This is a genomic window from Siphonobacter aquaeclarae, assembly GCF_900103285.1.
In the GTDB taxonomy this organism is placed as follows: Bacteria; Bacteroidota; Bacteroidia; order Cytophagales; family Spirosomataceae; genus Siphonobacter; species Siphonobacter aquaeclarae.
The window spans coordinates 587,761-610,718 of the sequence record NZ_FNGS01000003.1 but is presented as its reverse complement, the minus strand read 5'-3'; the positions used below and the strand labels follow the sequence as shown (position 1 = coordinate 610,718).

General features: G+C 55.6%; 19 protein-coding genes. 13 read left to right on the top strand and 6 right to left on the bottom strand.

The genetic code is table 11. From position 1 onward, the window contains the following. The first annotated feature begins 123 nt into the window (after positions 1-123). Positions 124-762 (top strand): alpha/beta hydrolase, encoded by a 639-nt coding sequence (locus BLR09_RS09720; protein ID WP_093200997.1) that lies wholly within the window; start codon positions 124-126, stop codon positions 760-762. A gap of 51 nt (positions 763-813) precedes the next feature. Here the strand turns inward: BLR09_RS09720 and BLR09_RS09715 are convergent, their stop codons facing one another. The 3 genes from BLR09_RS09715 to BLR09_RS09705 form a co-directional block, all read right to left on the bottom strand. Then, on the bottom strand, positions 814-1,893 hold the full coding sequence (locus BLR09_RS09715; protein WP_143011070.1) for a hypothetical protein: 1,080 nt from the start codon (positions 1,891-1,893) through the stop codon (positions 814-816). Further along, a complete protein-coding gene (locus BLR09_RS09710) occupies positions 1,877-2,473 on the bottom strand; it encodes a hypothetical protein (RefSeq protein WP_093200992.1) in 597 nt (198 codons plus the stop codon). Before BLR09_RS09710 ends, BLR09_RS09715 begins: the two co-directional genes overlap by 17 nt. A 72-nt stretch (positions 2,474-2,545) precedes the next feature. After that, on the bottom strand, positions 2,546-3,085 hold the full coding sequence (locus tag BLR09_RS09705; protein ID WP_093200989.1) for an RNA polymerase sigma factor: 540 nt from the start codon (positions 3,083-3,085) through the stop codon (positions 2,546-2,548). A 225-nt stretch (positions 3,086-3,310) separates the two neighbouring features. On the opposite strand from BLR09_RS09705, the gene BLR09_RS09700 reads away from it, so the two are divergent. From BLR09_RS09700 to BLR09_RS09685, 4 genes are all read left to right on the top strand, one after another. Then, entirely contained in the window at positions 3,311-3,817 is a 507-nt protein-coding gene (locus tag BLR09_RS09700) for a cupin domain-containing protein (protein ID WP_093200987.1), read from the top strand. An 18-nt stretch (positions 3,818-3,835) separates the two neighbouring features. Beyond that, positions 3,836-5,095 (top strand): M14 family zinc carboxypeptidase, encoded by a 1,260-nt coding sequence (locus BLR09_RS09695; RefSeq protein ID WP_093200984.1) that lies wholly within the window; start codon positions 3,836-3,838, stop codon positions 5,093-5,095. Between the two features lie 21 nt (positions 5,096-5,116). Beyond that, entirely contained in the window at positions 5,117-5,995 is an 879-nt protein-coding gene (locus tag BLR09_RS09690; RefSeq protein WP_093200982.1) for a fructosamine kinase family protein, read from the top strand. Positions 5,996-6,068: 73 nt separating this feature from the next. After that, positions 6,069-8,354 (top strand): GH92 family glycosyl hydrolase, encoded by a 2,286-nt coding sequence (locus BLR09_RS09685; protein ID WP_093200979.1) that lies wholly within the window; start codon positions 6,069-6,071, stop codon positions 8,352-8,354. Between the two features lie 2 nt (positions 8,355-8,356). Here the strand turns inward: BLR09_RS09685 and BLR09_RS09680 are convergent, their stop codons facing one another. After that, positions 8,357-9,325 carry an AAA family ATPase gene (locus tag BLR09_RS09680; RefSeq protein ID WP_093200977.1) on the bottom strand — a complete coding sequence of 323 codons (969 nt, stop codon included), beginning with the start codon at positions 9,323-9,325 and terminating at the stop codon, positions 8,357-8,359. A gap of 182 nt (positions 9,326-9,507) precedes the next feature. On the opposite strand from BLR09_RS09680, the gene BLR09_RS09675 reads away from it, so the two are divergent. Then, positions 9,508-10,230, top strand: coding sequence for an RluA family pseudouridine synthase (locus BLR09_RS09675; RefSeq protein WP_093200974.1), 723 nt, complete (start codon positions 9,508-9,510; stop codon positions 10,228-10,230). Between the two features lie 135 nt (positions 10,231-10,365). Here BLR09_RS09675 and BLR09_RS09670 read toward each other — a convergent pair whose 3' ends face one another. Both BLR09_RS09670 and alaS read right to left on the bottom strand, forming a co-directional pair. Next, entirely contained in the window at positions 10,366-12,909 is a 2,544-nt protein-coding gene (locus BLR09_RS09670) for a TonB-dependent receptor (RefSeq protein WP_093200972.1), read from the bottom strand. Between the two features lie 206 nt (positions 12,910-13,115). Next, the gene (gene alaS, locus BLR09_RS09665) at positions 13,116-15,752 is read right to left on the bottom strand and encodes an alanine--tRNA ligase (protein WP_093200969.1); all 2,637 of its coding nucleotides are present in this window, start codon (positions 15,750-15,752) and stop codon (positions 13,116-13,118) included. A gap of 370 nt (positions 15,753-16,122) precedes the next feature. Here alaS and BLR09_RS09655 point away from each other — a divergent pair, with 370 nt between their 5' ends. The 7 genes from BLR09_RS09655 to BLR09_RS09625 all read left to right on the top strand — a co-directional run bounded on the left by BLR09_RS09655 (position 16,123) and on the right by BLR09_RS09625 (position 22,953). Beyond that, complete coding sequence (locus BLR09_RS09655) at positions 16,123-16,548, top strand: MerR family transcriptional regulator (protein ID WP_093201458.1); 426 nt, start codon at positions 16,123-16,125, stop codon at positions 16,546-16,548. A gap of 110 nt (positions 16,549-16,658) precedes the next feature. Next, positions 16,659-17,483 (top strand): fumarylacetoacetate hydrolase family protein, encoded by an 825-nt coding sequence (locus BLR09_RS09650; protein ID WP_093200964.1) that lies wholly within the window; start codon positions 16,659-16,661, stop codon positions 17,481-17,483. Between the two features lie 21 nt (positions 17,484-17,504). Next, entirely contained in the window at positions 17,505-19,052 is a 1,548-nt protein-coding gene (locus BLR09_RS09645) for an aldehyde dehydrogenase (NADP(+)) (protein ID WP_093200961.1), read from the top strand. Positions 19,053-19,127: 75 nt separating this feature from the next. Then, on the top strand, positions 19,128-19,565 hold the full coding sequence (locus BLR09_RS09640; RefSeq protein WP_245689897.1) for a YkvA family protein: 438 nt from the start codon (positions 19,128-19,130) through the stop codon (positions 19,563-19,565). A gap of 98 nt (positions 19,566-19,663) precedes the next feature. Next, positions 19,664-19,864 (top strand): Sec-independent protein translocase subunit TatA/TatB, encoded by a 201-nt coding sequence (locus BLR09_RS09635; protein WP_093200959.1) that lies wholly within the window; start codon positions 19,664-19,666, stop codon positions 19,862-19,864. A gap of 85 nt (positions 19,865-19,949) precedes the next feature. Then, complete coding sequence (gene gatA / locus BLR09_RS09630; RefSeq protein WP_093200956.1) at positions 19,950-21,398, top strand: Asp-tRNA(Asn)/Glu-tRNA(Gln) amidotransferase subunit GatA; 1,449 nt, start codon at positions 19,950-19,952, stop codon at positions 21,396-21,398. A gap of 136 nt (positions 21,399-21,534) precedes the next feature. After that, positions 21,535-22,953 (top strand): lytic transglycosylase domain-containing protein, encoded by a 1,419-nt coding sequence (locus BLR09_RS09625; RefSeq protein WP_176785505.1) that lies wholly within the window; start codon positions 21,535-21,537, stop codon positions 22,951-22,953. Positions 22,954-22,958 lie beyond the last annotated feature (5 nt).

Here is a 22,958-nt window from a genome sequence, read left to right as displayed (position 1 = left end):
TAATATAGCCTCCGGGCCGCGATTGGTAATTGAACTTTTTTTATATCCATCTTTGTCTGTCAGACAGAAAGACGTCTCACCGCACGGGTGAACCACGCCACCGCACCTATAAAAGACCAGACTATGTCCTTTCATCCGTTGAAATACCGATTCATCGCCGCAGCCGAACAACCCGGACAGCGGCCGACGCTCCTCCTGCTCCACGGAACCGGGGGCGACGAAAACGATCTCCTCAACCTGGCCGAAGAACTGACCGAAGGGCACGTCAACCTGCTCGGTGTCAGAGGTAATGTGCTGGAAAACGGCCTGACTACCCGCTTTTTCCGTCGCCTGGGTACCGGAATCTTTGATTATGACGACCTTCGCTTCCGGACCGACGAGCTCGTCGAAACCCTGAAAAACGTTTCTGCCTCCGAAGGATTCGACCTCTCCAAAGTCATCGCCCTCGGCTATTCCAACGGCGCCAATATCGGCGGAGCCATTCTTCAGAAATATCCGCAACTGCTGGCAGGCGCGATTCTCTGGCGACCTATGCTGCCCCTCCCGGACGAAAAACCGGCAACCTCCAACGGCGCGCCGGTATTGCTCACCTCCGGTCAGACCGACCCGTACTTCCAGCCGGCGAATATGAAGGCATATGAGCAGCTGCTGACATCCGCAGGCTTTCGGGTACAGCATGAAATACTGCCCTCCAGCCATAACCTGACCCAGCAGGATATGACGCTGGCACGTGAATGGCTCAAAACCAACTTTTCGATCTGAGCATAAAAAAAGACGACCCGGCAGGTCGTCTTTTTTATCTATGCGTCCGGATCAGTCTACAAACTTCACCGCGCCGTAATTCGAGACAATGCGTACGGTGCAACCGCCCTTTCCGACTTTTCCTTTATAAGTTTTTGTCATTTTCGGGACGTACCGGTGTTTACCGTCCTCGCCGGAGCCATCGTCCTTCACGTCAAAGGCAATCGGCAGGTTATTGGGATAGCCGAAGTTGGCATAGCTGACAGTTACGTCGAAATCCATGTCCTGGCTGTCTCCCACAGGCAAACGAACCGATGTATAGTTCGAGCGCACATCCACCTTCCGGACCGTCCGCATCAACACCGGCAACTGTACGTTGTCCGAGTAATTGATATTCAGCCGGGCCTGTTCCTTCAGCTTGCCGATCTTTCCTTTGGAGTACTGGATCGTCGCGTCAAGGTCGCCCACTTCATTCACCAGCAGAGAACCGTAGTTGTTGATCAGCCGGAGGCGATCCGCCTTTTCGAGGTCCAGTTTGGAGTACTGGATTTTGAGGTTCCCCTCGTTCAGTTCTTTAATGGTAGCATTGCCGTATTCCACCCGGATATCGTTGTCGGTACTCATGAGGCGATCCGCCACGAAGTTGCCGTACTGGGTATTCACCCGCAGCGGCGCCGAGAAATCGGCCAGCTGGGCATTGGCAAAGCGGTTCTGAAGCTCAAGCGCCACGTATTTCGGCATGTTGACGGAATAGCTGATCCGTACGCCGCGGGTTTTCGATTCTTCTGAACGGCCCCACCCAAGGTTCTTCCAGTTCCAGTTGCCTTTGGGCTCGTTGTACCGGGTTTCGAGGCGGATCTGATTGCCGTTCCGGGATTCGTCGATTTCCACCGCATCAATGAATTTCTGCGCTTCCTCGTCGTCTTTTCCAAACCCCTGGATCAGGATCTCCGCGCGGACCTCATTCTTGTCCCAGATATGTATCCGCACGTCACCGTGCTGATTGGACAGATACAGGTTGTCTTTTCCGGAAACACTGAACGACTTGACAATCGTCCGTTTCCGCTCGGCCAGCGTCCCTGACACATCACTCGCCCAGGCAGGAGCAGTCAGAAGCAGTGCCAGCCACACGCCGCTAAATAGTCTTTTCATGGCTTTGCTTGGATTGCTGAATCTTGTTGATAATTTGAAGCTGCCGGTTAAGGATGTCCAGCTGCATTTGCAGGTTCTGAATCATCGCGTCCACCAGTTCCTCCTGATTGGGAGTCTGGGGAAGTTCCGAACGAAGGTTCTGGTAATCGGAATCGAGCCGCTCGATTTCAGACGCAAATTCCCGGTACAGCGTCGGGTCGGTCTGTTCAATGGTCCGGATTTCCTCGCGCTTGCTTTCGATCAGGGAAGCATAGCGGAATGCCGTTTTCCCTTCTTCCGGGCTGACTTTGGCTATAATCGGGTCGGTATTTTTCGGCTTGACGAAATACTGTCCGGCAAAGAACCCGACGCCCAGCAGCAGGACAACGCCCGCCGCCATCCGCCAGTCCAGGAAAAATCGCTTTTTCCGGTCTGCTCCCGTTCCGAGCGGGATAATTTTAGTCTCTTTCTCCTCGTCAGACGGGAAAACAGGTTCCGGCAGCCGGCGCTCGATTTCCGCCCACATTCCGAGTGGCGGTTCGAAGGCATCGAATTCCTCCCGGTTGTCCCGAATGAAACGTTCAATACGATCTTTTTTCATCTTTCTGAGCAGTAAAGCCCCATGTACCAGGCTACATCTATACGAATCCGGACAATGTCCGGCAACTAAAACTCAAGCTAACAGTTCCAGCAATTTCCGCTTGGCCCGCATGTACTGCGTCCGGGAGGTCGATTCGGAAATAGAAAGAATCTCCGCTATTTCCTCGTGATCATACCCTTCCAGCAGGTACAGCGTCAACACGGTCCGGAAACCATCCGGGAGCCGCTGAATCGCGTCCCGAACCCGGGCAATTTCCCAATCCGACTCGTCTGCCGGACTGTCTTCCTCGCCGACGTTTTCGGCTTCTTCCCCGACATCCGCCCATTCCAGGCGGCGCTGCCGGAGCTGATTAATGGCGCGGTTGACGACGATCTGTTTCAGCCACGCGCCGAAAGTACTCGTCTGCCGGAAATCATGAATCTTCTGAAATGCATCCAGAAAGGCCTCCTGCAGTACGTCTTCCGCTTCTCCGATGTGATTCAGTATCCGCATGCAGACGTTGAACATCGACTTGGAATACAGACGATACAGCTCATACTGCGCCTTCCGGTCTCCCCGCTTGCAGGCTTCGACGAGTGAATAATGACGATCGATGTATAACGTCTGTTCCAAGGGTCAGTTATAAAAGGCAGACAGGCTACGGGTTTTTCCATTGATCCCTTCCGCTCGCTTATAAGTCACTCTTTTCCAGCCTTCTGCCTTTCGGCTCTCTTCACGCAGAACAACTCGTTCGTCCCCCTCTGAATCAATTTCATCACAATGACAAGCGCATTCGTCCCAGCGTTGCACGTCCCGTTCGTTATTTTTAAAAAAAATTGGAACGACCTTACAATATTCATGAAATCTGCCTCATACTGGGTTGACGCCTATCAGATGAAACCTCATCCGGAAGGCGGCTATTACGCTGAAACCTATCGATCAGCCGGATCTATACCGCATTACGCACTTCCGGAAGGGTTTGCCGGCGACCGGTCCTTCAGCACTGCCATCTACTTCCTGCTGGAACCTCCGCATTTCTCTTCGCTTCATCGCATTCAGTCCGACGAAATATGGCATTTTTACGCCGGCGGTCCGCTGGAGATTTCCGTCATCGATCCCTCGGGCGATTTTCGCCTGATCCGCCTCGGTTCGGATCCGGATGCCGGTGAAGTTTTCCAGGCAGTAGTTCCGGCCGGTAGCTGGTTTGGCGCACGCCCCGTCCGTACATACGCACTGGTGGGCTGTACCGTTGCTCCGGGGTTCGATTTTTCGGATTTTGAACTCGGCACACGTTCCGGTCTGCTGGATCTTTTTCCGCAACACCGGGATATCGTCCGGCAACTGACGCGCCCCGATTCTGTTTAACACCAAGCCCCTGCTCTCATGATTTTTCGCTTTTCTACCTTCCTGCTGAGCTTCGGCCTCTTTTCGTTTACCATGTCTGCTCAATCCCTTTCTCAACGGCTTTCCGATACCTACGATACCTTTCGCGAGCCGGCGCTGACCGAGCGCCGCTTCCGGCATAAAGACCTGGTTCCGCTAATGCAGCAGTTGCCGGCGTCGTTTGAAGTAACGGAAGTGGGAAAATCCACCCAAAACCGCTCCATCTCTCAGGTACGCCTCGGGAACGGTCCCGTTAAAGTACTGCTGTGGTCCCAGATGCATGGCGACGAAGCCACGGCAACGATGGCCATCTTCGACCTGTTCCGTTTTTTTGCCGCCTCAGGAGACGGATTCGACGACCTCCGTACTGAAATTCTGAGCCGGACGACACTCTATTTCGTCCCCATGCTGAACCCCGACGGCGCGGAAGCCTGGACGCGGCGTACAGCACTCGGTATTGATATGAACCGCGATGCCCTCCGCCTCCAGACTCCGGAGGGCCGCCTGCTCAAACAGTTGCAGCAGACGCTTCAGCCAACTTTTGCCTTCAATTTGCATGACCAGTCGCCGCGCTACTCTGCCGGCCCGACGGGGAAGCTGGCTACCGTTTCCTTCCTGGCCACCGCCTATAACGAGGCCCGGGAAATCAATGACGTCCGGAAGCGTTCGATGCAGCTCATCGTCGGCCTGAACCGCATGCTTCAAACCTATATTCCGGGCCAGGTAGCCCGGTACTCGGATGAATTTGAACCCCGCGCGTTCGGCGACAATATCCAGAAATGGGGCAGCTCCCTTATTCTGATCGAATCGGGAGGCTATGCCGGTGATCCGGAGAAGCTCTATATCCGCAAGCTCAATTACCTGGCGCTGCTGACCGGTCTGCAGGCCATTGCCTCCGGCAGCTACCGAAAAGAAGATATCAAGGCTTACGAGACAATTCCGGAAAACGGCCGGGCTGTGTATGACCTGCTGGTCCGCAACGTACACGTAGTCCGCAACGGGCAAGCTATTCTCACCGACATTGCCGTCAACCGGCAGGAGCTGGCCGTTTTCAACCGGCCTGAAAAATGGTATATCCGGGGAACAGTCGAAGAATTCGGGGATTTATCTGTTTTCTTTGGCACACAGGAACTCGATGCGACCGGTTTGACGATCGAAGGCGACGTCCGGATGGGCGTCAAAGCCGATTTTGAACTGAAGTCGGCCGACGGGCAGGTGAAATACCGTATCGAAAACGGGACGCTCCTTCCGGTTCATTGAGTAAGCTCCAACAGCCGCCCTATGTTTCAAAGTACAGATCAATATCACTTCATCGAAGGTGTCCTGGAAGATACCCTGGGCCAGCGCCCGGACGTCCGGGAATTTCATTTTCTCTATTGCGGGAATTTCAACCTGGCGGCGAAAGTCGCGACGGCGCAGGGCATCTTCTTCGTCAAATGGAACGAAGGCGACCAGGATCGCATGTTCGAAAGCGAAGCCAAAAGCCTGAACCGGCTCCGGGAAACCGGTATCCTGACCATTCCGCAGGTTCATGGATACGGAAAACGCAGCGGCGGAAATTACCTGATGATGGACTTCATCGAATCCGGTCCGGCGCAACCCGGCTACTGGGTAGACTTCGGGGAAAAGCTGGCCCGCCTGCACCGGGTTACCAACGACCGGCACGGCCTGGAGTTCAACAACTACATCGGCGCGCTTCCCCAGAACAATGACTGGAATCCTTCGGGTATTTCGTTTTTCGTGGAAAACCGCCTGAAAGTACAGGCCGGACAAGCCCTGCTCGAAGGGAAAATTACCGGCAAGCTGCACGATCAGTTTCTCCGGCTTTGTGAGAAACTTCCGGGCCTGCTGCCCGACGAGCAACCGGCGCTGCTGCACGGCGACCTCTGGAGCGGCAACGTCATGACGGGCGCCGACGGGCTCGTCGCACTGGTTGACCCCGCTACCTATTTCGGCCTCCGGGAGGCGGAAATAGCCTTCACGACTATGTTCGGCGGCATTGACCCGGCCTTTTACCAGACCTATTACGAGGCATTCCCGGTTGCTCCGGGCTTTCAGGAACGCATTCCGCTGTATAACCTGTACCCGCTCTTTGTGCATGTCAACCTCTTCGGGGGTGGCTATCTGACGGCAGTCGAGCGGATCCTTCGCCGGTACTGACGCGAAAAGACGGCCGGTATGCAGGGTTTACCGGCCGTCTGAAGGTCTTCTCCGGAGGTAACCCTGTTTCCCCATGCGCTTTCTTTTCTTCCTTCTGATAACTGCCGGCACGGTTGCCGGTCAGCAAAAATCACCGGTCAGCTATGTCAATCCCCTGATTGGTTCGGCTCCGAGCACCACCGAATCGGCCCGCCGCCACAGCGAAGCAGGAAGTGAAGCCAAGGGCCAGATCGCGCCCGCAATCGGCCATCCGCACGGGATGACCAGCTGGACGCCGCAAACCCGGCGTACCGAAACCAAGTGTATCGTCCCTTACTATTACACGGATACCAAAATCAACGGCTTCCGCGGCACGCACTGGCTCAACGGCTCCTGTGTGCAGGATTATGGGACGGTCACGCTGATGCCGTTTTCCGGCATACCGACAACCAAACCGGAATCCCGCTTTTCCCACGAAGAAGAAATCGTCACGCCCTCCTATTATTCCATTCAATTACCTGATTATCAAATAAAAACAGAGCTAACCGCTACCAAACGGGCAGGTATACTGCGTTTCCGTTTCGGGAAGAAAGACCGGCATTTCGTGCTGGCAGAACCCAATAGTGATGAGGGCGAAGGGTTTATCGAAGTGCATCCGGAGCGAAACGAAGTAGTGGGGTACAATCCGGTGCACCGTATTTACCAGGGTTCGGGAGAGTCGGCCGGGTTCAGCGGGTATTTCGTCATCCGGTTTGATCAGCCCTTCCGGCAGGTACAGACGTTTGAAGGTACGTCACTTTCGGCGGCCCGCTCAGCCTCCGGCAGTACCCAAAACCGGAAGCAGGTAGGCGCAGTATTGGAATTTGCGGATAACGCAGGCCTGCAGGTGACGGCCCGGGTCGGCACGTCGTTTACCGACCTTGACGGCGCGCGCCGCAACCTCGACGCCGAAATCCCCGACACCCGGTTTGATGCCATCGGCAAAGCCTCTGAAACAGCCTGGAACAAGGAACTGGGCCGGGTACTCGTCAGCGGTTCCGAAAACGACAAGGCCCTTTTCTACACAGCACTCTACCACACCAAACTGACGCCGCGCATTTTTTCCGATGTGGATGGCCGATACCCCGGCTTTGCGGATGATACGACTATCCATGTCGCCAAAGGATATGACTACTACTGCGATTTCAGCATGTGGGATACCTTCCGGGCGGGGTTGCCCCTGCATGTATTGCTGGAACCCGGACGCTCGGCCAGCCTGATGCAATCGCTCACCAAGAAAGCGGAACAGGGCGGCTGGATGCCCATTTTCCCCTGCTGGAATCAGTATACGGCAGCGATGGTAGGCGATCACGTTCAGTCGGCCATTGCAGACGCCTACCTCAAAGGTGTGCGGAATTTCGATGTACAATCGGCCTATGCCTATCTCCGGAAAAATGCTTTTGAGGCCAATCCGGACTGGAAGAGCTATGTCTCCGGCAAAGGTCGCCGGGGTATGGAAAGCTACCTGAAGTACAACTATATACCGCTGGAGGACTCCGTCTGGCAGGCATTTCACCGGCGGGAGCAGGTATCCCGTACACTGGAGTATGCGTACGATGACTTCTGCCTTTCGCAACTCGCCACGGCGCTTGGCAAAACCGACGACGCCCGGCAACTGGCCACGCGGGCGCTGAACTACCGCCATGTTATTGACCCGGTAACCGGCTGGGCGCGTGGCCGGTATGCCGACGGTCGCTGGATTACTCCGTTCGATCCGTTTGCCCAGCGGGCCAGTTTCATTACAGAAGGATCGCCGGCACAGTATACCTGGTTTGTTCCGCAGGATGTGAACGGACTGATCCGGCAGATCGGCGGCGCCGATCGCTTCAATGCCAAACTGGACACCATGTTTTCGAAGGGATACTATTGGCATGGAAACGAACCCGGCAACCACACGGCGTACCTCTACGCCTGGGGCGGGCAGCCTTACAAGACGCAATACTGGGTTCGGAAGCTGATCCGCGAAGAATACGGCCTCGGGCCGGGCGGGTTGTCGGGCAATGAGGACGGCGGTCAGATGTCAGCCTGGCTGGCTTTCAGCATGCTGGGCTTTTATCCTGCCTGCCCCGGTCGACCGGAATACGTCATCGGCAGTCCGGTTTTCCCCGAAGCAAGCCTGAAACTGGCAAATGGAAAGACGTTTACGCTCCGGGCGAAAGGGACGTCTGACACGAATATCTACATCCGGTCGGCGATGCTCAATGGAAAGCCGTTTACCCGAACCTACCTCACGCACGCCGAAATTCTGGCCGGCGGGACGCTGGAAGTCATCATGGGACCTGAGCCCGACAAAACCCGGGGAAGCCGGGAAGCAGATCGCCCCGGCTCCCTCAGCCGCTGAGATCAGCGGGGGACTTCTACTTTCTTGAGAATCTGGGCGACGATGTCGTCGGGCGTAGTACCTTCCATTTCCTTTTCCGGCGTCAGAATCAGGCGGTGACGAAGGACAGGAGCCGCAAGTTCCTGTACGTCTTCCGGCGTGACAAAATCCCGGCCACGGATCGCAGCCAATGCCTTCGTGGCGCTCAGCAGCGCAACCGACGCCCGGGGCGATGCGCCGAGGTACAGGAATTTGGAGTTACGCGTTTCGTGCACGATCTGTGCGATATAGGCCAGTACCTTGTCTTCAATCAGAATCTGACTGACTTTTTCGCGCAGAGCAGCGAGCTGCTCGTGAGACAGCACCGCGGATATGCCGTTCTCGGCGGTCACCCGGCGCTCGTGGTGGCCCTTCAGGATTTCGGCTTCCTGCTCGAGCGTCGGATAGCCAACGACGATCTTGAAGAGAAAACGGTCGAGCTGCGCTTCCGGCAGCCGGTATGTCCCTTCCTGCTCGATCGGGTTCTGGGTAGCGAGTACCAGAAAGGGCCGCCGCATCGGAAATGTCTGGCCACCGTTCGTTACCTGCCGCTCTTCCATGACTTCGAAAAGCGCCGCCTGGGTTTTGGCCGGGGCACGGTTGATTTCGTCGATGAGAATAATATTGGAAAACACCGGTCCGGGCTTGAACTCGAATTCCGCAGTTTTGGGGCTGTAGACGGAAGTACCGAGGACATCGGACGGCATCATATCCGGCGTAAACTGAATCCGGCTGAAATCGACGGAGATGGTTTTGGCCAGCAGCTTCGCTGTGAGGGTCTTCGCCACGCCCGGCACGCCTTCGATGAGCACGTGCCCGTCCGCAAAAAGCGCCGTCAGCAGCAGATCGATCATGGTTTGCTGGCCTATGATCACCTTGCCTACTTCTGCGCGGATATCGGCTACTGTCTGGTATAACTCACTTAGGTCAATGCGGGATTCGAACGCGTCCATGAAACGAGGAAGAGGGATTGGTCAGAAAATATGGCAAAATGCAGAATTTGCGTGGTTTTCCGTCATCCGCGAAACCGCCCGTCCCGAAAAAAACCATTACCCGTACGGGAAGTAATCCCCGCCCGGCCCTTAATAATGAGCCGCTGCCTTGCCTCCCGGTAACTTCGCCGTACCTTTGCGCCATGAAGCCACTGGATTTTAAGGACTTAATTATTTTCGAAAACGAGGACTACATCGTTATCAACAAACCCCCATACATCGCGTCGCTCGACGAACGCCAGGCCGACAACTCCCAGAGTATCCTGCGGATGGCCCGGGCGTATACCGACGATGCGCAGCTTTGCCACCGGCTCGACAAGGAAACGTCCGGCGTGCTGGCTATTGCCAAAAACCCGGAAGCCTACCGACACCTTTCGATGCAGTTTGAGCACCGGGAGACGGTCAAACGGTACCATGCCGTCGTCAATGGCGTACATGATTTCCAGGGAGAATCGGTCTACCTGCCTATTCTGGCGCTGCCGAAAGACGGTATCGTAAAAATCGACCGGACCAAAGGCAAGGAAGCAGAGACACTTTTCTTCACCCTGAAGGCATACCGGCAATATACCATCGTCGAATGCCTGCCGATTACGGGGCGTATGCACCAGATCCGTATTCACCTGATGTGCCTGAAGGCGCCTATCGTCTCGGATCCGACCTATGGCGGCAAACCCGTCTTTCTCTCTGCGCTCAAGCGGAATTTCAACCTCAAAAAAGATACGGACGAGCAGCCGCTCATGAAGCGCGTTGCTCTGCACGCTTACTCCCTGACGTTCAACCTCCTCAACGGCGAAGAAGTCAAAATCGAGGCTCCCTATCCGAAAGACTTTGAAGTGCTGGTGAAGCAGCTGGAGAAGTATGGGTAGGGCAGAGGGCAGAGGGTAAGATTGCATAAAAAAGAGACGGCTTCCCAAAAAGGCAGCCGTCTCTTTTTTGCATGGGGCAAAGGGCAGGGAGCAGGGGAGGGAATCGCCTGATGCCCCCTGCTCCACGCCCTTTGCTCAGAACTTCAAATTCACCCGCGCGAACCAGAATGCCCCGTTGCTGCCCATCTGGACCGGGTCCCAGGCGCCGCCGGTTTCGGTGAGGCTGGGGGTAAACATGGAGGGGTAGACGTTGAAGACATTGCTTCCGCCAACCGCCAGGCCGATTTGCTTCGAGAAGCGGTATCCGACCGTTACGTCGGTCGTGACTTTCGGCGTATATACGTCCAGTTTTTGAGGATCGTAGTTCCAGTCGGCCAGTTTGATTTCACCGAAACGGGTCAGCCGCACCATGAAATTCCACTTTTGCAGGGCATAATCGAACCCGAGGTTGATTTTCGACGGAGGCGCAGAAGCCATGACGAAGTACCGCTCCCGGATGTCAAAGTAGATATCCTGCTTGCCCTCCAGCTTCGGCGTGGTTTTTACCTCGTCGATCGTCAATTTGTTGAAATTAGCCGCCAGCGACGTAGTCAGATGCCCGGCGCCGAGCGGCATCCGGTGCGTCAGGACGACGTCGAGCCCTTTCGTCGTCGTTGAAATAGCATTGGTAAAAAACTGTGCTTTCCCTACTCCCAACGCCTTCAGGTCCTCTCCGATCACATCGTCGTCATCTGAAAACTGTCCGGTCAATACAATCCGGTTTTTGATTTTCACAAGATAGCCGTCCACCGTCAGCGACAGATTCGCAGCCGGATTCAGCGTTACCCCCAAACTGAGGTTTTGAGACGTTTCCTGCTTCAGTTTCGGGATGCCGAGCGCCTGCGTCACTTTGCTATCGTTCCGGGCAATCAGTACTTCCACAGGCTTTCCCTGGACAAAGTTGGTAATCGTCGAATTGAAGTATATCTGGGGCAAAGACGGCGCGCGGAAACCCGTACTCGCCGTTCCCCGCAGCGTCAGGTAGTCGGTAAGCTTGTAGCGAGCGGAAAGTTTACCGTTCATCGTACCGCCGAAATCGCTGTAGTGTTCATACCGGCCGGCGATACCCACCATAAGGGCTTTCGTCAGGTCCGCTTCGAGGTCAACGTAAACGCCCAGGTTATTGCGGTTTTTGTTGACGACGTCCGACGGCTGAAAGCCGGGAAAGCCCTGCGAACCCGGCGCTACACCTGGCACATAGCTTTTGTAAGACTTCTCTTCTCCCGCAAAAATCTGGTAGTTCTCCACCCGGTATTCCGCGCCCGCGGCCAGGTTGAATCCCTGCAAAACGGTTTTATAGAAGCGGGAGTACCGCAATCCGGTTACGTTCTGAAGGAGTTTAAACCCGCCGGCATCGAAAGACGTCGGCGAAGCCGCTCCGAGCGACGTATTCAGGGTATTGTTGACGAGGTAGTGAAACTTGTTCTGCCCGATCGTATTGTAAAAATCCAGATCGCCTTTGCCAATGAGCCGGCGTACGCCTACGGTCAGCGCCCGGTCTTCGATCTTACTGGAGATAATCGGGTCGAAACCATCGGGGTAGATCGCCGGTACATTCCGGTCATCACCGGCAAACCGCGTCCAGGCATAGGCATCGCCTTTCCGGTGATTCAACCCGCCGAAAGCGTACAGCTGGGTCTTTTCGCTGAGAGGTATCCGCGCGTTCAGGTACACAGACGCATTCTGGATGCGGGGATCGCCATACTGACGCCGCGCGAGGTCACCGGGGTTGGTATTCGCCCGGTTGGTATGATCGCGGTAGTTGAAATCGCCGGTGAGGTTGATAAATCCGTCTTTCCCTACCGAGACGCCGTAGTTGGCGTTGACGTTGTAGTTCAGCCCGTCGAATTTCTTCGAATCGAAGCGGTACTTCGCCTGGTACGCGCCGCCGTTGACATTCGCTTCCAGGACGCCGGTCGTACTTTTCAGGACAATGTTAATAACGCCGGCAATCGCGTCGGAACCATATTGCGCCGCCGCTCCGTCGCGGAGAATTTCGATCCGTTCGATCGCCGCCGCCGGAATGGCATTGAGATCAGTACCGGTATTACCGCGGCCGCGTGTTCCGAAGAGGTTCACGAGTGAGGACTGATGCCGGCGCTTTCCGTTGATAAGTACCAACGTCTGATCCGGCCCCAGCCCGCGCAGCGAAGCGGGATCTACGTGGTCGGCGCCGTCCGAGCCGGTTTGCCGGTTGGAATTGAAGGAAGGCGCGGCATATTGCAATAGCTGGTTAACGTCAAGCTGCCCGGTCCGGGACGTCACTTTCTGAATATCGATGATGTCAACCGGCGCCGGCGTATCGGTTGGAGAGCGGTTCAGGCTCCGGGAACCTACTACTTCCACCTGGTTCAGAAGGTTTCCTTCCGGAAGGACAAAATCAAGCGTCGGCTGGGCCGCCATCTCCTGTTTTTCAAAACCTACATAAGAGGCGACCAGTATGGCCGTCTTCGAAAGCAGGGTAAGCCGGTACCGGCCCTGCGCATCGGTGGTCGTTCCGTTGGAAGTACCCTTCTCGACGACCGTCGCCCCCGCCAGTATCTCGCCGTTTGTTCCGGTCACCTTTCCGGTAACCACGGTCGTCTGGGCGAAACCTGTGAAAGCGAAACACAACAATAGCAGTAAAAAAACCTGTTTCATACGGGTAGTTTCTGGTTTTTAGTTTTGGGAGAATGAACAAAAAGGCAAAATGGTACTGGTAAGGAAAAACAATCATTAATATACCGGTATAACTCAGCAATTCCGAAGGTAAACAGGTTGTTTTTATTGCCTATTTAATCGATCAACTAACTAAAAAACCCCGGAGCTTTCGCCCCGGGGTTTTGCGATCTATTCGCTAGAAAATACTAGATCAGCGTAGCTGCTTTCTTCAGTACATTGGGCAATCCGCTGACATCGGAGCCGCCGGCTGTAGCAAAGAACGGCTGCCCGCCCCCGCCGCCTTTGACTTCCTTCGCCAGGTCACGGATCAGCTGACCGGCATTCAGGCCGCGCTCTTTCACGATGTTTTCAGAAATCATCAGTGCCAGCGCCGGCTTGCCGCTGATGTCTGCGACGAGCAAACAAAACAGGTTGTCGACCTTATCCTTGAGCTGGTAAGCCAGTTGCTTGAGGGCGTCGGCGTTGGGTACGCTGACTTCTTCGAGTACCACGTTCAGGCCGTTGCTTTCCTTTACATTGGCAAGAAGGGCTTCGCGGACGCTGCCCAGCTTCTCGATTTCCAGGGTTTCTACCCGTTTCTGAAGATCCGCTTTTTCGTCGAGCAGGGTTTGCACCGACTTCAGTACATCCTGCCCTTTCAGCAGTTCGCGGAGCTGGGCGAGGAGGCCTGCCTGTTCCTCCAGCAACTGGAAGGCCTTCTCCGACGTAATCGCTTCAATCCGGCGAACGCCCGTAGAAGAGGAACCTTCGGAAGTAATCTTGAACAGACCGATTTCGCCTGTTGCCGGTACGTGGGTACCTCCGCACAATTCGACCGAGTAGTTCGGATCGAACGTAATAACGCGTACGAAATCACCGTATTTCTCACCGAACAATGCCGTAGCACCCCGCTGACGCGCCTCTTCGATCGGAACATTGCGGTCTTCCTGAAGAAGAATATTCTCGCGGATCTTTTCATTGACACGCTTTTCCACCCGGGCGATTTCTTCGTCGCTCATTTTAGTGAAGTGTGAGAAGTCGAACCGCAGCACGTCCGGACTCACAAGCGAGCCTTTCTGCGCCACATGCGCGCCGAGTACTTCACGGAGCGCGCTGTGCATCAGGTGCGTGGCGGTGTGGTTGGAAGCGATGAGCTTGCGGCGGTGCGCGTCGACTACCGCTTTCACACGGGTACCGTGCGCTTTCAGCTTTTCTTCAAACTCTTCGTCTTCGATGACGTGGATACTGAGGTCGTTTTCCTTTTTGGTATCGACGACGATCAGGGAGGCCGTCGGCCATTCCAGCCGACCGGTATCACCCACCTGCCCGCCTGACTCCGCATAGAACGGCGTCCGGTCGAGTACCACGTGGTATTGCGTCTTGCCCTTTGCTTCCACTTTCCGGTAGCGCAGGATCACTGAATCCGATTCCAGCTGATCGTAACCAAGGAAGACCGTCTTGCCGGCTTCCGCCAGTTCGATCCAGTCTGATTTCTCGGTGGCGGCATCCTTGCGTGAGCGCTCCTTCTGCTCGGCGAGGGCTTTCTGGTAGCCGGCCTCGTCAATCGTAAATCCTTTTTCGCGGGCGATGAGCGCCGTAAGATCCACCGGGAATCCGAAGGTATCGTTGAGCTCGAAGACCGTCTGGCCGTCGATCACACCACCGGCTTCACCCGGCTGCTGAACGAGGATTTTGTCGAGCAGCGTCAGGCCTTTTTCCAGCGTGCGGAGGAATGCCGCCTCTTCTTCCTGGATGACCTTTGCCACGAAATCCTGCTGGGCTTTCAGCTCCGGAAATACGCCGTCGAACTGTTCGGCCAGAAGTGGTACGAGGGAGTAGAGAAACGGCTCCCGGAAGCCCAGGTACGTATAGCCGTAACGAACTGCGCGGCGCAGAATCCGGCGGATGACGTATCCGGCACGGACGTTGGACGGCAGCTGCCCGTCGGAAATAGCAAAGGCAATAGCCCGGATGTGGTCGGCAACAACGCGCATGGCGATGTCCGCCCACTTTTCCTCTCCGTATTTCTTGCCGGAGGCATTGGCGACGAAGCCGATTGTTCCGGAGAAAACGTCTGTATCGTAGTTCGACTGCTTTTTCTGGATCGCCATGCAAAGCCGCTCGAAGCCCATGCCGGTATCAACGTGCCGTGCGGGCAGCGGGATAAGAGAGCCGTCGGCTTTCCGCTCAAACTGCATAAAGACGTTGTTCCAGATTTCGACTACCTGAGGATGGTCGGCATTGACAAGCGACTTACCCGGCACACGGTCTACCTCAGCCTGATCACGCAGGTCGATGTGGATTTCGGAGCAGGGGCCGCAGGGGCCTACTTCGCCCATTTCCCAGAAGTTATCTTTCTTGTTTCCAAGCAGGATATGGTCTTCGCTGCCGAGGATTTCCTTCCAGATATCGAAGGCTTCCTGGTCAAAGGGTACGCCGTCTTTCTCGTCGCCGCCGAAGACAGAAACATACAGCCGGTCTTTCGGAAGCTGATAGACTACTGTCAGCAACTCCCAGGACCAGTGCAGGGCTTCTTTTTTGAAGTAATCACCGAACGACCAGTTACCGAGCATTTCGAACATCGTATGGTGGTAGGTATCGAAGCCTACGTCCTCGAGGTCGTTGTGCTTACCGGAAACGCGAAGGCATTTCTGGGTATCCGCGATGCGGGTCGACGGGGGTGTTCCGTTTCCGAGGAAGTAGTCCTTGAACTGGGCCATTCCGGAATTATTGAACATCAGCGTCGGATCGTTCTTGGCTACGAGGGGAGCCGACGGAACGATGAGGTGCCCCTTGGACACAAAAAAGTCGAGAAAAGCCTGCCGTATCTCTCTGGAAGTCATGGGGATATTCTGTATGCCTGTTTTTGTTGAAACAGGCGAACCACGTTCAATTTGAGGGCGCAAAGGTAACCGAAAAATCCCTCAGGGCGAAAGGGCGGATAAATCTCGCGAGGGATGATAGGGAATTATTTTTAGCCGTTGAGAACCAACCCGTTAAAAAAAAAGTAAAAATTAAAGGGAAATTCTTCGCCGTTTTTTCACAAAAATGAAACAATTTTAAGCGTTTGAACCGGTCATCCGGCCGGTGTTTTTATACCCTCAGACCCTGCGGTGCGAGCCTGTGACGACGATTGTCGGGACGGAGCCTGCTGGGTTTGTGGCTGTTTGGGGTTTGTGATGCAACACCTTCAACGTTAACTAAGTGGCGGACATGACGGACGAGAAACGCTATTATACTATCCGTGAGGTTGCTGAGATGTTTTCTTTCGATATCTCGAAAGTGAGGTATTGGACGGACAACTTCCCGACGCTGAAAAACAAGGTTAAGCGGAACCGGGGAGGAGATCGTATGTACACGAAGGAAGATATCCGGCAATTGGAGATTATTTATCAGCTGGTCGAGGAGAGAGGATATACCCTGAAAGGTGCCCGTAAGTACCTCGAGAATAAAGAATTCAAACAAGAGAACAATTCTGCCCTGGTAGATTCCCTGCTGGAGCTGCGGAAATTTCTGGTGGATCTGAAAGCGGAGCTGGAAAAAAAAACGCCCAAAGGCAAGCTCCCGGAACCCGAAACGCCGGAGGAGGAGACTGATAACTCCCGGAATACACTTCGCTGGGTTCGCCAGATGAAATAGCCTGTTTTCCGTTTTTTTCCGTAGTCGTTGGGAGGCTTCCAAAGCATGAAACGACATTCTTTATCACGAAAGCCCGGCCGGGAGGCGGGCTTTCTTTATTCCTCTGAATCATGAAACTGTTCCGCACTTCTTCCGGTGTGCTGCTTGAGCACGACAACCGGTATTACCTTCTTTCCGATGAAAACTGGGACGCCTTCGTCAACCAGGACCACCTGGCGGCTGCCTGCCGCGAGCGAATCCGGACGGCGCAGGCAGAAGAAAACATTTCTGCCCAGGTACTCGCGCCGATCGGCTCCCAGGAAGTTTGGGCAGCCGGCGTGACCTATTTCCGGAGCCGCACGGCCCGGATGGAAGAATCACAGGATGCCGGCGGAGGCACTTTCTATGACCGCGTGTATGCCGCCGAGCGGCCTGAGCTGTTTTTCAAAAGTACTCCTGAGCGGGTAGTGCCGACGGGCGGCAAGGTCCGCATCCGGCAGGACTCTACCTGGAACGTCCCCGAACCGGAACTGACGCTGTTTCTCAACCGGCGCGGCGAAGTGGCCGGGTACACGATCGGCAACGACATGTCGTCCCGGAGTATCGAAGGCGAAAACCCGCTGTACCTGCCCCAGGCGAAGGTATACGACGGCGCGGCTTCGCTCGGTCCGTGTCTCTATGTCACAGACGAGCCCCTCTCGCCCGATACCAGCATCCGCCTCGAAATCCGCCGCGACGGCGTTCCTGCTTTCGAAGGCACCACACAGGTCAGTCAGATCAAACGCAGTTTTGCTGAACTGGCCGAGTTCCTCTTCCGGGAAATGTCTTTCCCCAACGGAGCCTACCTCATGACGGGTACCGGCATCGTTCCCCCCAATGAATTCACCCTTCAATCGGGCGACGAAATACACATCACCATCGGAGACATCGGGACCCTCGTCAATGAGGTAGCCTGATTCTCTTCTCTCTTCCGTCCTATGCAACTCATTGGTTATCAAACATCCAATCAGGGTACCCATACTTTTTTCGGGTATGATCCGGCGACGGGTCAGCCGGCCGGACCGGCCTACACCGAAGCTACGTCTGCGGAAGTAGACCAGGCCGTTACCCTCGCGCAGCAGGCCTTTGATCCGTATCGCCGGCTATCGGCTGCGGCCCGGGCTGATTTTCTGGAAGCCATCGCCGAAGAAATCCTTGCGCTCGGAGATCCCCTGCTTCAGATAGCCCGTACCGAAACCGCGCTTCCGGAAGCCCGCCTCACCGGCGAGCGGGGCCGGACCGTCGGACAGCTCCGGCTTTTTGCCGAACTCCTCCGGGAAGGTTCATGGGTACAGGCACGTATCGATCATGCCCTGCCCGACCGCGTACCTGCGCCGAAGCCGGACCTCCGGCAGATGCTGCTGCCTATTGGCCCCATAGCTGTTTTTGGCGCCAGTAATTTTCCGCTGGCCTTTTCTGTAGCCGGTGGGGATACGGTTTCGGCACTGGCTGCCGGCTGCCCGGTTGTGTTCAAGGCGCACCCGGCCCATCCGGGTACCTGCCAGTTGGTTGGGGAAGCCATCGTTCGCGCAGCAAACCGGTTATCTCTTCCGGAAGGCGTATTTTCCATGGTACACGGCGTGAGTACTACGCCGGGCATGGCGCTGGTGGAGCACCCTGCTGTCAAAGCGGTTGCCTTTACGGGTTCGTTCCGGGGAGGAAAAGCCTTGTTCGACGCGGCAGCACGCCGACCGGAGCCTATTCCGGTATATGCCGAAATGGGCAGTACAAACCCTGTCTTCTTCCTTCCGGATATACTGAAAGAGCGGGGCGCCGGCCTCGCACAGGCTTATATCCAGTCGCTTACGCTGGGTGTTGGGCAGTTCTGCACCAATCCCGGCGTCGCGGTACTGCCTCCGGACCAGGAGGATTTTGCGAATGAAACCGCGCGCCTCCTCGCGGCGACCAAAGGCGGCTACCTGCTGACCGAAGGCATACGCCAGGCATACCTTGCCGGGATCGGAAACCTGACGGAGAAAGCCGCGGTTCTCGGCGCCGGAGTGACAGACGATGACCGCCAGGTCAAACCCGTCGTCCTGGAAACCTCCGTTTCTGCGGCACTGGAAGACGACCACCTGACAGAAGAAGTATTCGGCCCTTCGTCGGTACTGCTCCGGGCGGAGTCGACCGACGATTTGTATGCCTTTGCCCGGTCGCTCGGCGGGCACCTGACCGCCACTGTTCACGGCACAGAGAAAGACCTGCGGGAATACGCAGACCTGCTTCATATCCTGCAGACGAAAGTCGGCCGGATCGTCCTCAACGGATTTCCGACGGGGGTGGAAGTATCCCATGCGATGACGCACGGCGGGCCGTATCCGTCGACGACAGACGCGCGGACTACTTCCGTCGGCACCAAAGCGATCGAGCGGTTTGTGCGCCCGGTGACGTTCCAGGATTTTCCGGACTTTTTGCTGCCTGAAGCGCTCCGGGAAGCCAATCCGCTGACAATTTGGCGGTTGGTCGACGGTCACATGAAACAATAAGCGTCAGGCAGGCGTTTTTTAGGGCACAACCCGGCACCGCTACCGGCGCCGGGTTTGTCTTATCCAACATACTCAATGGCTGAAAAAACCAATCTGCTGAACCGGATTCTGAACTCTGTGATTTTCCGGAACGCCCGTTCCAAAGCGGGGCATACTGCCAAAAATCCGGCTGTGATCCTGCAGCTGCTTGCGCAGGTATTCCAGAAGCTCAATACTTCGCCAAATGGCGTGGTGAGCCAGGTACAGGAGAAGGTCGGGCTGCTCGGACGGCTACTCCGTTCGTATGCCCGCGGAGATTACCGGGAGATTCCATGGAAAAGCCTGGTACTCACGATTGCAGTACTCATTTATTTCGTCAGTCCGATCGACGTAATTCCGGATTTACTTCCGATCATCGGACTGACGGACGACGTTGCGCTTATCCTCTGGCTGTTCAAAGCGATCTCCGAAGATCTGGAGCGTTTCCGGCAGTGGGAGAAAAAACAGGCTGTGCCGCTGGAGACCGAAGAATAGCCCCGGAGAAGGGCCGTTTCGGAAAACAAAACCCTGCCGCATTGGCCGAGTTATAAAACGAAACTGTTAATTTTACCGTCACTATAAAAGAATCTGACATGGAAATGGCATCAATTTTGGCGTTTAGCCTCGGTGGGCCCGAAATCGCCCTGATTATTTTTGCCTTCATTCTCCTCTTCGGAGCCAAGAAAATTCCGGAACTCGCGCGGGGATTGGGAAAAGGAATCCGTGAGTTCAAGGATGCCAGCAAAGACGTTCGCAACGAAATTGAAAAAGCAGGCGAAGAAGCCAATAAATAACCTTCGTCGTTGACACTACAGGGCTTAGCCGATCCGGCTATGCCCTTTTGTTGTTTTTTACCGATATCTCCAGATTGTTTCTGTTTTGAAGTACTATTCCTCTTTCCGCGCCCTCCAGCATGATCTTCGTCAGGGTACTGTTTCCTGCCGGGACATGGTGGAGTATTACCTGGACCGTATTGAATCCACGTCTCACCTGAATGCCTTTCTGGCTACCTACGCCGATGAAGCCCGCTCCCGGGCAGCGAAAGTGGATGCCCGCCTGGCGAATGGTACTGCCGGCAGGCTTGCCGGTATGGTCATCGGGATCAAGGACCTGCTTTGCTATGCCGGGCACGGTGTGCACGGAGGAAGCAAGATTCTGGAAGGATTTGTGTCCCAGTTTACGGCGACGGCGATTCAGCGGCTTATCGACGAAGATGCCATCATCATCGGCCGGCAGAACTGCGACGAGTTCGGAATGGGCTCTTCCAACGAAAACTCGGCCTACGGCCCCACGCTCAACGCTGCCGATACCACGCGGGTACCCGGTGGTTCGTCGGGCGGCTCGGCCGTAGCGGTACAGGCGGATCTTTGTTTTGCGTCGATCGGAACGGATACCGGCGGTTCGGTACGGCAGCCGGCTGCGTTTTGCGGGGTAGTCGGACTCAAACCCAGCTACTCGCGCGTGTCCCGCTGGGGGCTGCTTGCCTATGCCTCTTCGTTCGATACCATCGGCCCGATTACGCGCTGTGTCGAAGACGCCGCGCTGCTTCTGGAAATCATGGCCGGGGGAGACGAGCAGGATAGTACGGTATCCCAATGGCCCGTTCCGTCGTATTCTCAGTACCTTTCCATAGACGGTTCCAAAAAAATTGGCTATTTTCGCGAAAGTCTTGACTCTGAAGGAGTAGACGAATCGGTCAAGGCGGTTCTCCGCCAGTCGATCGAACGCCTCCGGCAGGAAGGACATACCGTAGAGCCGGTGGAATTTCCCCTGGCTCATTATTACCTGCCTACCTATTACATCCTGACGACGGCCGAGGTTAGTTCGAACCTCTCCCGGTATGACGGAGTACGTTACGGGTACCGCAGTCCGAAGGCGCACGACCTGGATTCCCTCTACCGTCTTTCGCGGACCGAGGGACTGGGAGCCGAAGCCCGGAAACGCATTCTGCTGGGTACATTTGTGCTGAGTGCAAATTATTACGACGCCTATTACACCAAAGCCCAGCGGGTCCGGCGTTTGATTAAGGAAGAAATCGAGCGGCATTTCCAGGAGTATGACTTTCTCCTCTATCCTACCACGCCGTCGGTTGCCTTCCCCCTCGGAGAAGAAAACTCCGACCCGATCAAAACATTTCTGGCCGACATCTTTACCGTTCAGGCCAATGTGACGGGTGTACCTGCTATCTCGCTTCCGTTGGGAACGGACGAACAGGGCCTCCCGGTGGGAATCCAGGTGCTGGCAGGCGCCTTTCAGGAAGAAAAGCTGCTTGCCTTTGCCCGATACCTCGAGCAGTTCGTCCAGGCCAGCGAAGAAGTACCTATCTGAAGAAACAAAAGTGCAGTCAACCCGGCCGGCTCTGTTCGGAACAGAGCGGGTCAGCCTGTCTGTCCCCACTCGATCAACGAAATATGTTTAGTGAGTTGTAGGAGCGATGCTCCGGAAAATTGCCTAACACAACATGATGAAACAAATTCGAATCCTGACCGTCGCACTGGCGACCGCCACTCTTTCGATTTGTTCCGCTGGAGCACAAACCGATTCAACGAAAACCGTTGCTTCCCCGCAGGACACTATTCCTCACGTGGATTTTCAGGTTGTCCATGATCGCATGGCCAAGCTGGAGAAGGAGATTCCGCTGACGCACAACGATGTCACGCATCAGTTCGTTGAGTTCTTCGCCGTCCGCAAGCCTTCCTTCGTCAAAACGATGCTGGAGCGGAAGGCCCTCTACTTCCCCATTTTTGAGAAATACCTCGCTCAGTACGGCCTCCCCGACGAGCTGAAATATCTTTCCCTGATCGAATCCCGGCTGGAGCCGACGATCATTTCCTATGCCGGCGCCGGCGGCCTCTGGCAGTTCATGCCCAGCACGGCGCGGATCGACTTCAAGCTTCGGGTAGACAAGTATGTCGACGAACGTTTCGATCCCTACAAAGCCACGGAAGCAGCCTGCAAGTACTTCCTGCAGCTCGGCCGTATCTTCAATTACGACTGGGAAATGATGCTGGCATCCTACAATACCGGCCCCGGCAATGCACTCCGCGCGATGCGCCGTTCCGGCGGGAAGAAAGGATACTGGAACGTCTATCCTTACCTGCACAAGCAGACCCGCGGATACGTCCCGCAATACGCGGCGATCGTGTATATGATGCATTATGCAGACGATCACGGCATCCGCCCCGACTCGGTTCAGCGGCAGGCCTCGTTTGATACCATTCACGTCAATTCGTACCTGAATCTCAAGACGCTGGCCGTTGCCGGGCAAATTCCCTACGACAAAATCCGGCAACTCAACCCGCATATCCTGACGGACGTGTTGCCGAATGATACGCGCCAGTTTCCCCTGCGTCTTCCGAAAAATGACCTGAAGTACTTCTACGCGCACCGCCAGACGGTTATAGACTCGGCGATCCGCCTGCCGTACGACGACAAGGTTATGCTGGCTGCTTCCGAAACGCGTGACGACGGCGATTTCGGAGACGAGGAAGAAGAACCGGTCCGGACTACCTCCAAAAAATTCCTTCACCGTGTGCGCCGGGGCGAATCACTTGTTTCCATCGCGCATAAGTACGACATCGACGGCCGGAACCTGAAAATCTGGAACCGCCTCGGTCGTCGCGCCAAAATTCACCCCGGACAGAAGCTGGTCGTATACAAGCTGGTAGAGGTACCCGCCTCCTCGGCCCAGGTTGCGAAAGTCAGCAACTCGCCGCGGTCGGAGCGCCTGAGCAAGGCCCGCAAGTATCATACGGTACAGCGCGGGGATACGCTCTGGAAGATCTCGCAACGGTACGGCGGCATTTCCATCGACAAGATCAAGAAGATCAACGGTATCAAGGGAAATGAAGTCAGACCCGGACAAAAGCTGCTCATTATCTGATATTT

What these genes read in the sequence shown, in the direction of transcription:
- BLR09_RS09715 (WP_143011070.1), bottom strand. Translation starts at nt 1,893, where the DNA reads ATGAAAAGACTATTTAGCGGCGTGTGGCTGGCACTGCTTCTGACTGCT.
- BLR09_RS09675 (WP_093200974.1), top strand. Translation starts at nt 9,508, where the DNA reads ATGAAGCCACTGGATTTTAAGGACTTAATTATTTTCGAAAACGAGGAC.
- BLR09_RS09710 (WP_093200992.1), bottom strand. Translation starts at nt 2,473, where the DNA reads ATGAAAAAAGATCGTATTGAACGTTTCATTCGGGACAACCGGGAGGAA.
- BLR09_RS09670 (WP_093200972.1), bottom strand. Translation starts at nt 12,909, where the DNA reads ATGAAACAGGTTTTTTTACTGCTATTGTTGTGTTTCGCTTTCACAGGT.
- BLR09_RS09700 (WP_093200987.1), top strand. Translation starts at nt 3,311, where the DNA reads ATGAAATCTGCCTCATACTGGGTTGACGCCTATCAGATGAAACCTCAT.
- BLR09_RS09650 (WP_093200964.1), top strand. Translation starts at nt 16,659, where the DNA reads ATGAAACTGTTCCGCACTTCTTCCGGTGTGCTGCTTGAGCACGACAAC.
- BLR09_RS09645 (WP_093200961.1), top strand. Translation starts at nt 17,505, where the DNA reads ATGCAACTCATTGGTTATCAAACATCCAATCAGGGTACCCATACTTTT.
- BLR09_RS09720 (WP_093200997.1), top strand. Translation starts at nt 124, where the DNA reads ATGTCCTTTCATCCGTTGAAATACCGATTCATCGCCGCAGCCGAACAA.
- alaS (WP_093200969.1), bottom strand. Translation starts at nt 15,752, where the DNA reads ATGACTTCCAGAGAGATACGGCAGGCTTTTCTCGACTTTTTTGTGTCC.
- BLR09_RS09690 (WP_093200982.1), top strand. Translation starts at nt 5,117, where the DNA reads ATGTTTCAAAGTACAGATCAATATCACTTCATCGAAGGTGTCCTGGAA.
- BLR09_RS09635 (WP_093200959.1), top strand. Translation starts at nt 19,664, where the DNA reads ATGGAAATGGCATCAATTTTGGCGTTTAGCCTCGGTGGGCCCGAAATC.
- BLR09_RS09695 (WP_093200984.1), top strand. Translation starts at nt 3,836, where the DNA reads ATGATTTTTCGCTTTTCTACCTTCCTGCTGAGCTTCGGCCTCTTTTCG.
- BLR09_RS09680 (WP_093200977.1), bottom strand. Translation starts at nt 9,325, where the DNA reads ATGGACGCGTTCGAATCCCGCATTGACCTAAGTGAGTTATACCAGACA.
- BLR09_RS09685 (WP_093200979.1), top strand. Translation starts at nt 6,069, where the DNA reads ATGCGCTTTCTTTTCTTCCTTCTGATAACTGCCGGCACGGTTGCCGGT.
- BLR09_RS09625 (WP_176785505.1), top strand. Translation starts at nt 21,535, where the DNA reads ATGAAACAAATTCGAATCCTGACCGTCGCACTGGCGACCGCCACTCTT.
- BLR09_RS09655 (WP_093201458.1), top strand. Translation starts at nt 16,123, where the DNA reads ATGACGGACGAGAAACGCTATTATACTATCCGTGAGGTTGCTGAGATG.
- BLR09_RS09640 (WP_245689897.1), top strand. Translation starts at nt 19,128, where the DNA reads ATGGCTGAAAAAACCAATCTGCTGAACCGGATTCTGAACTCTGTGATT.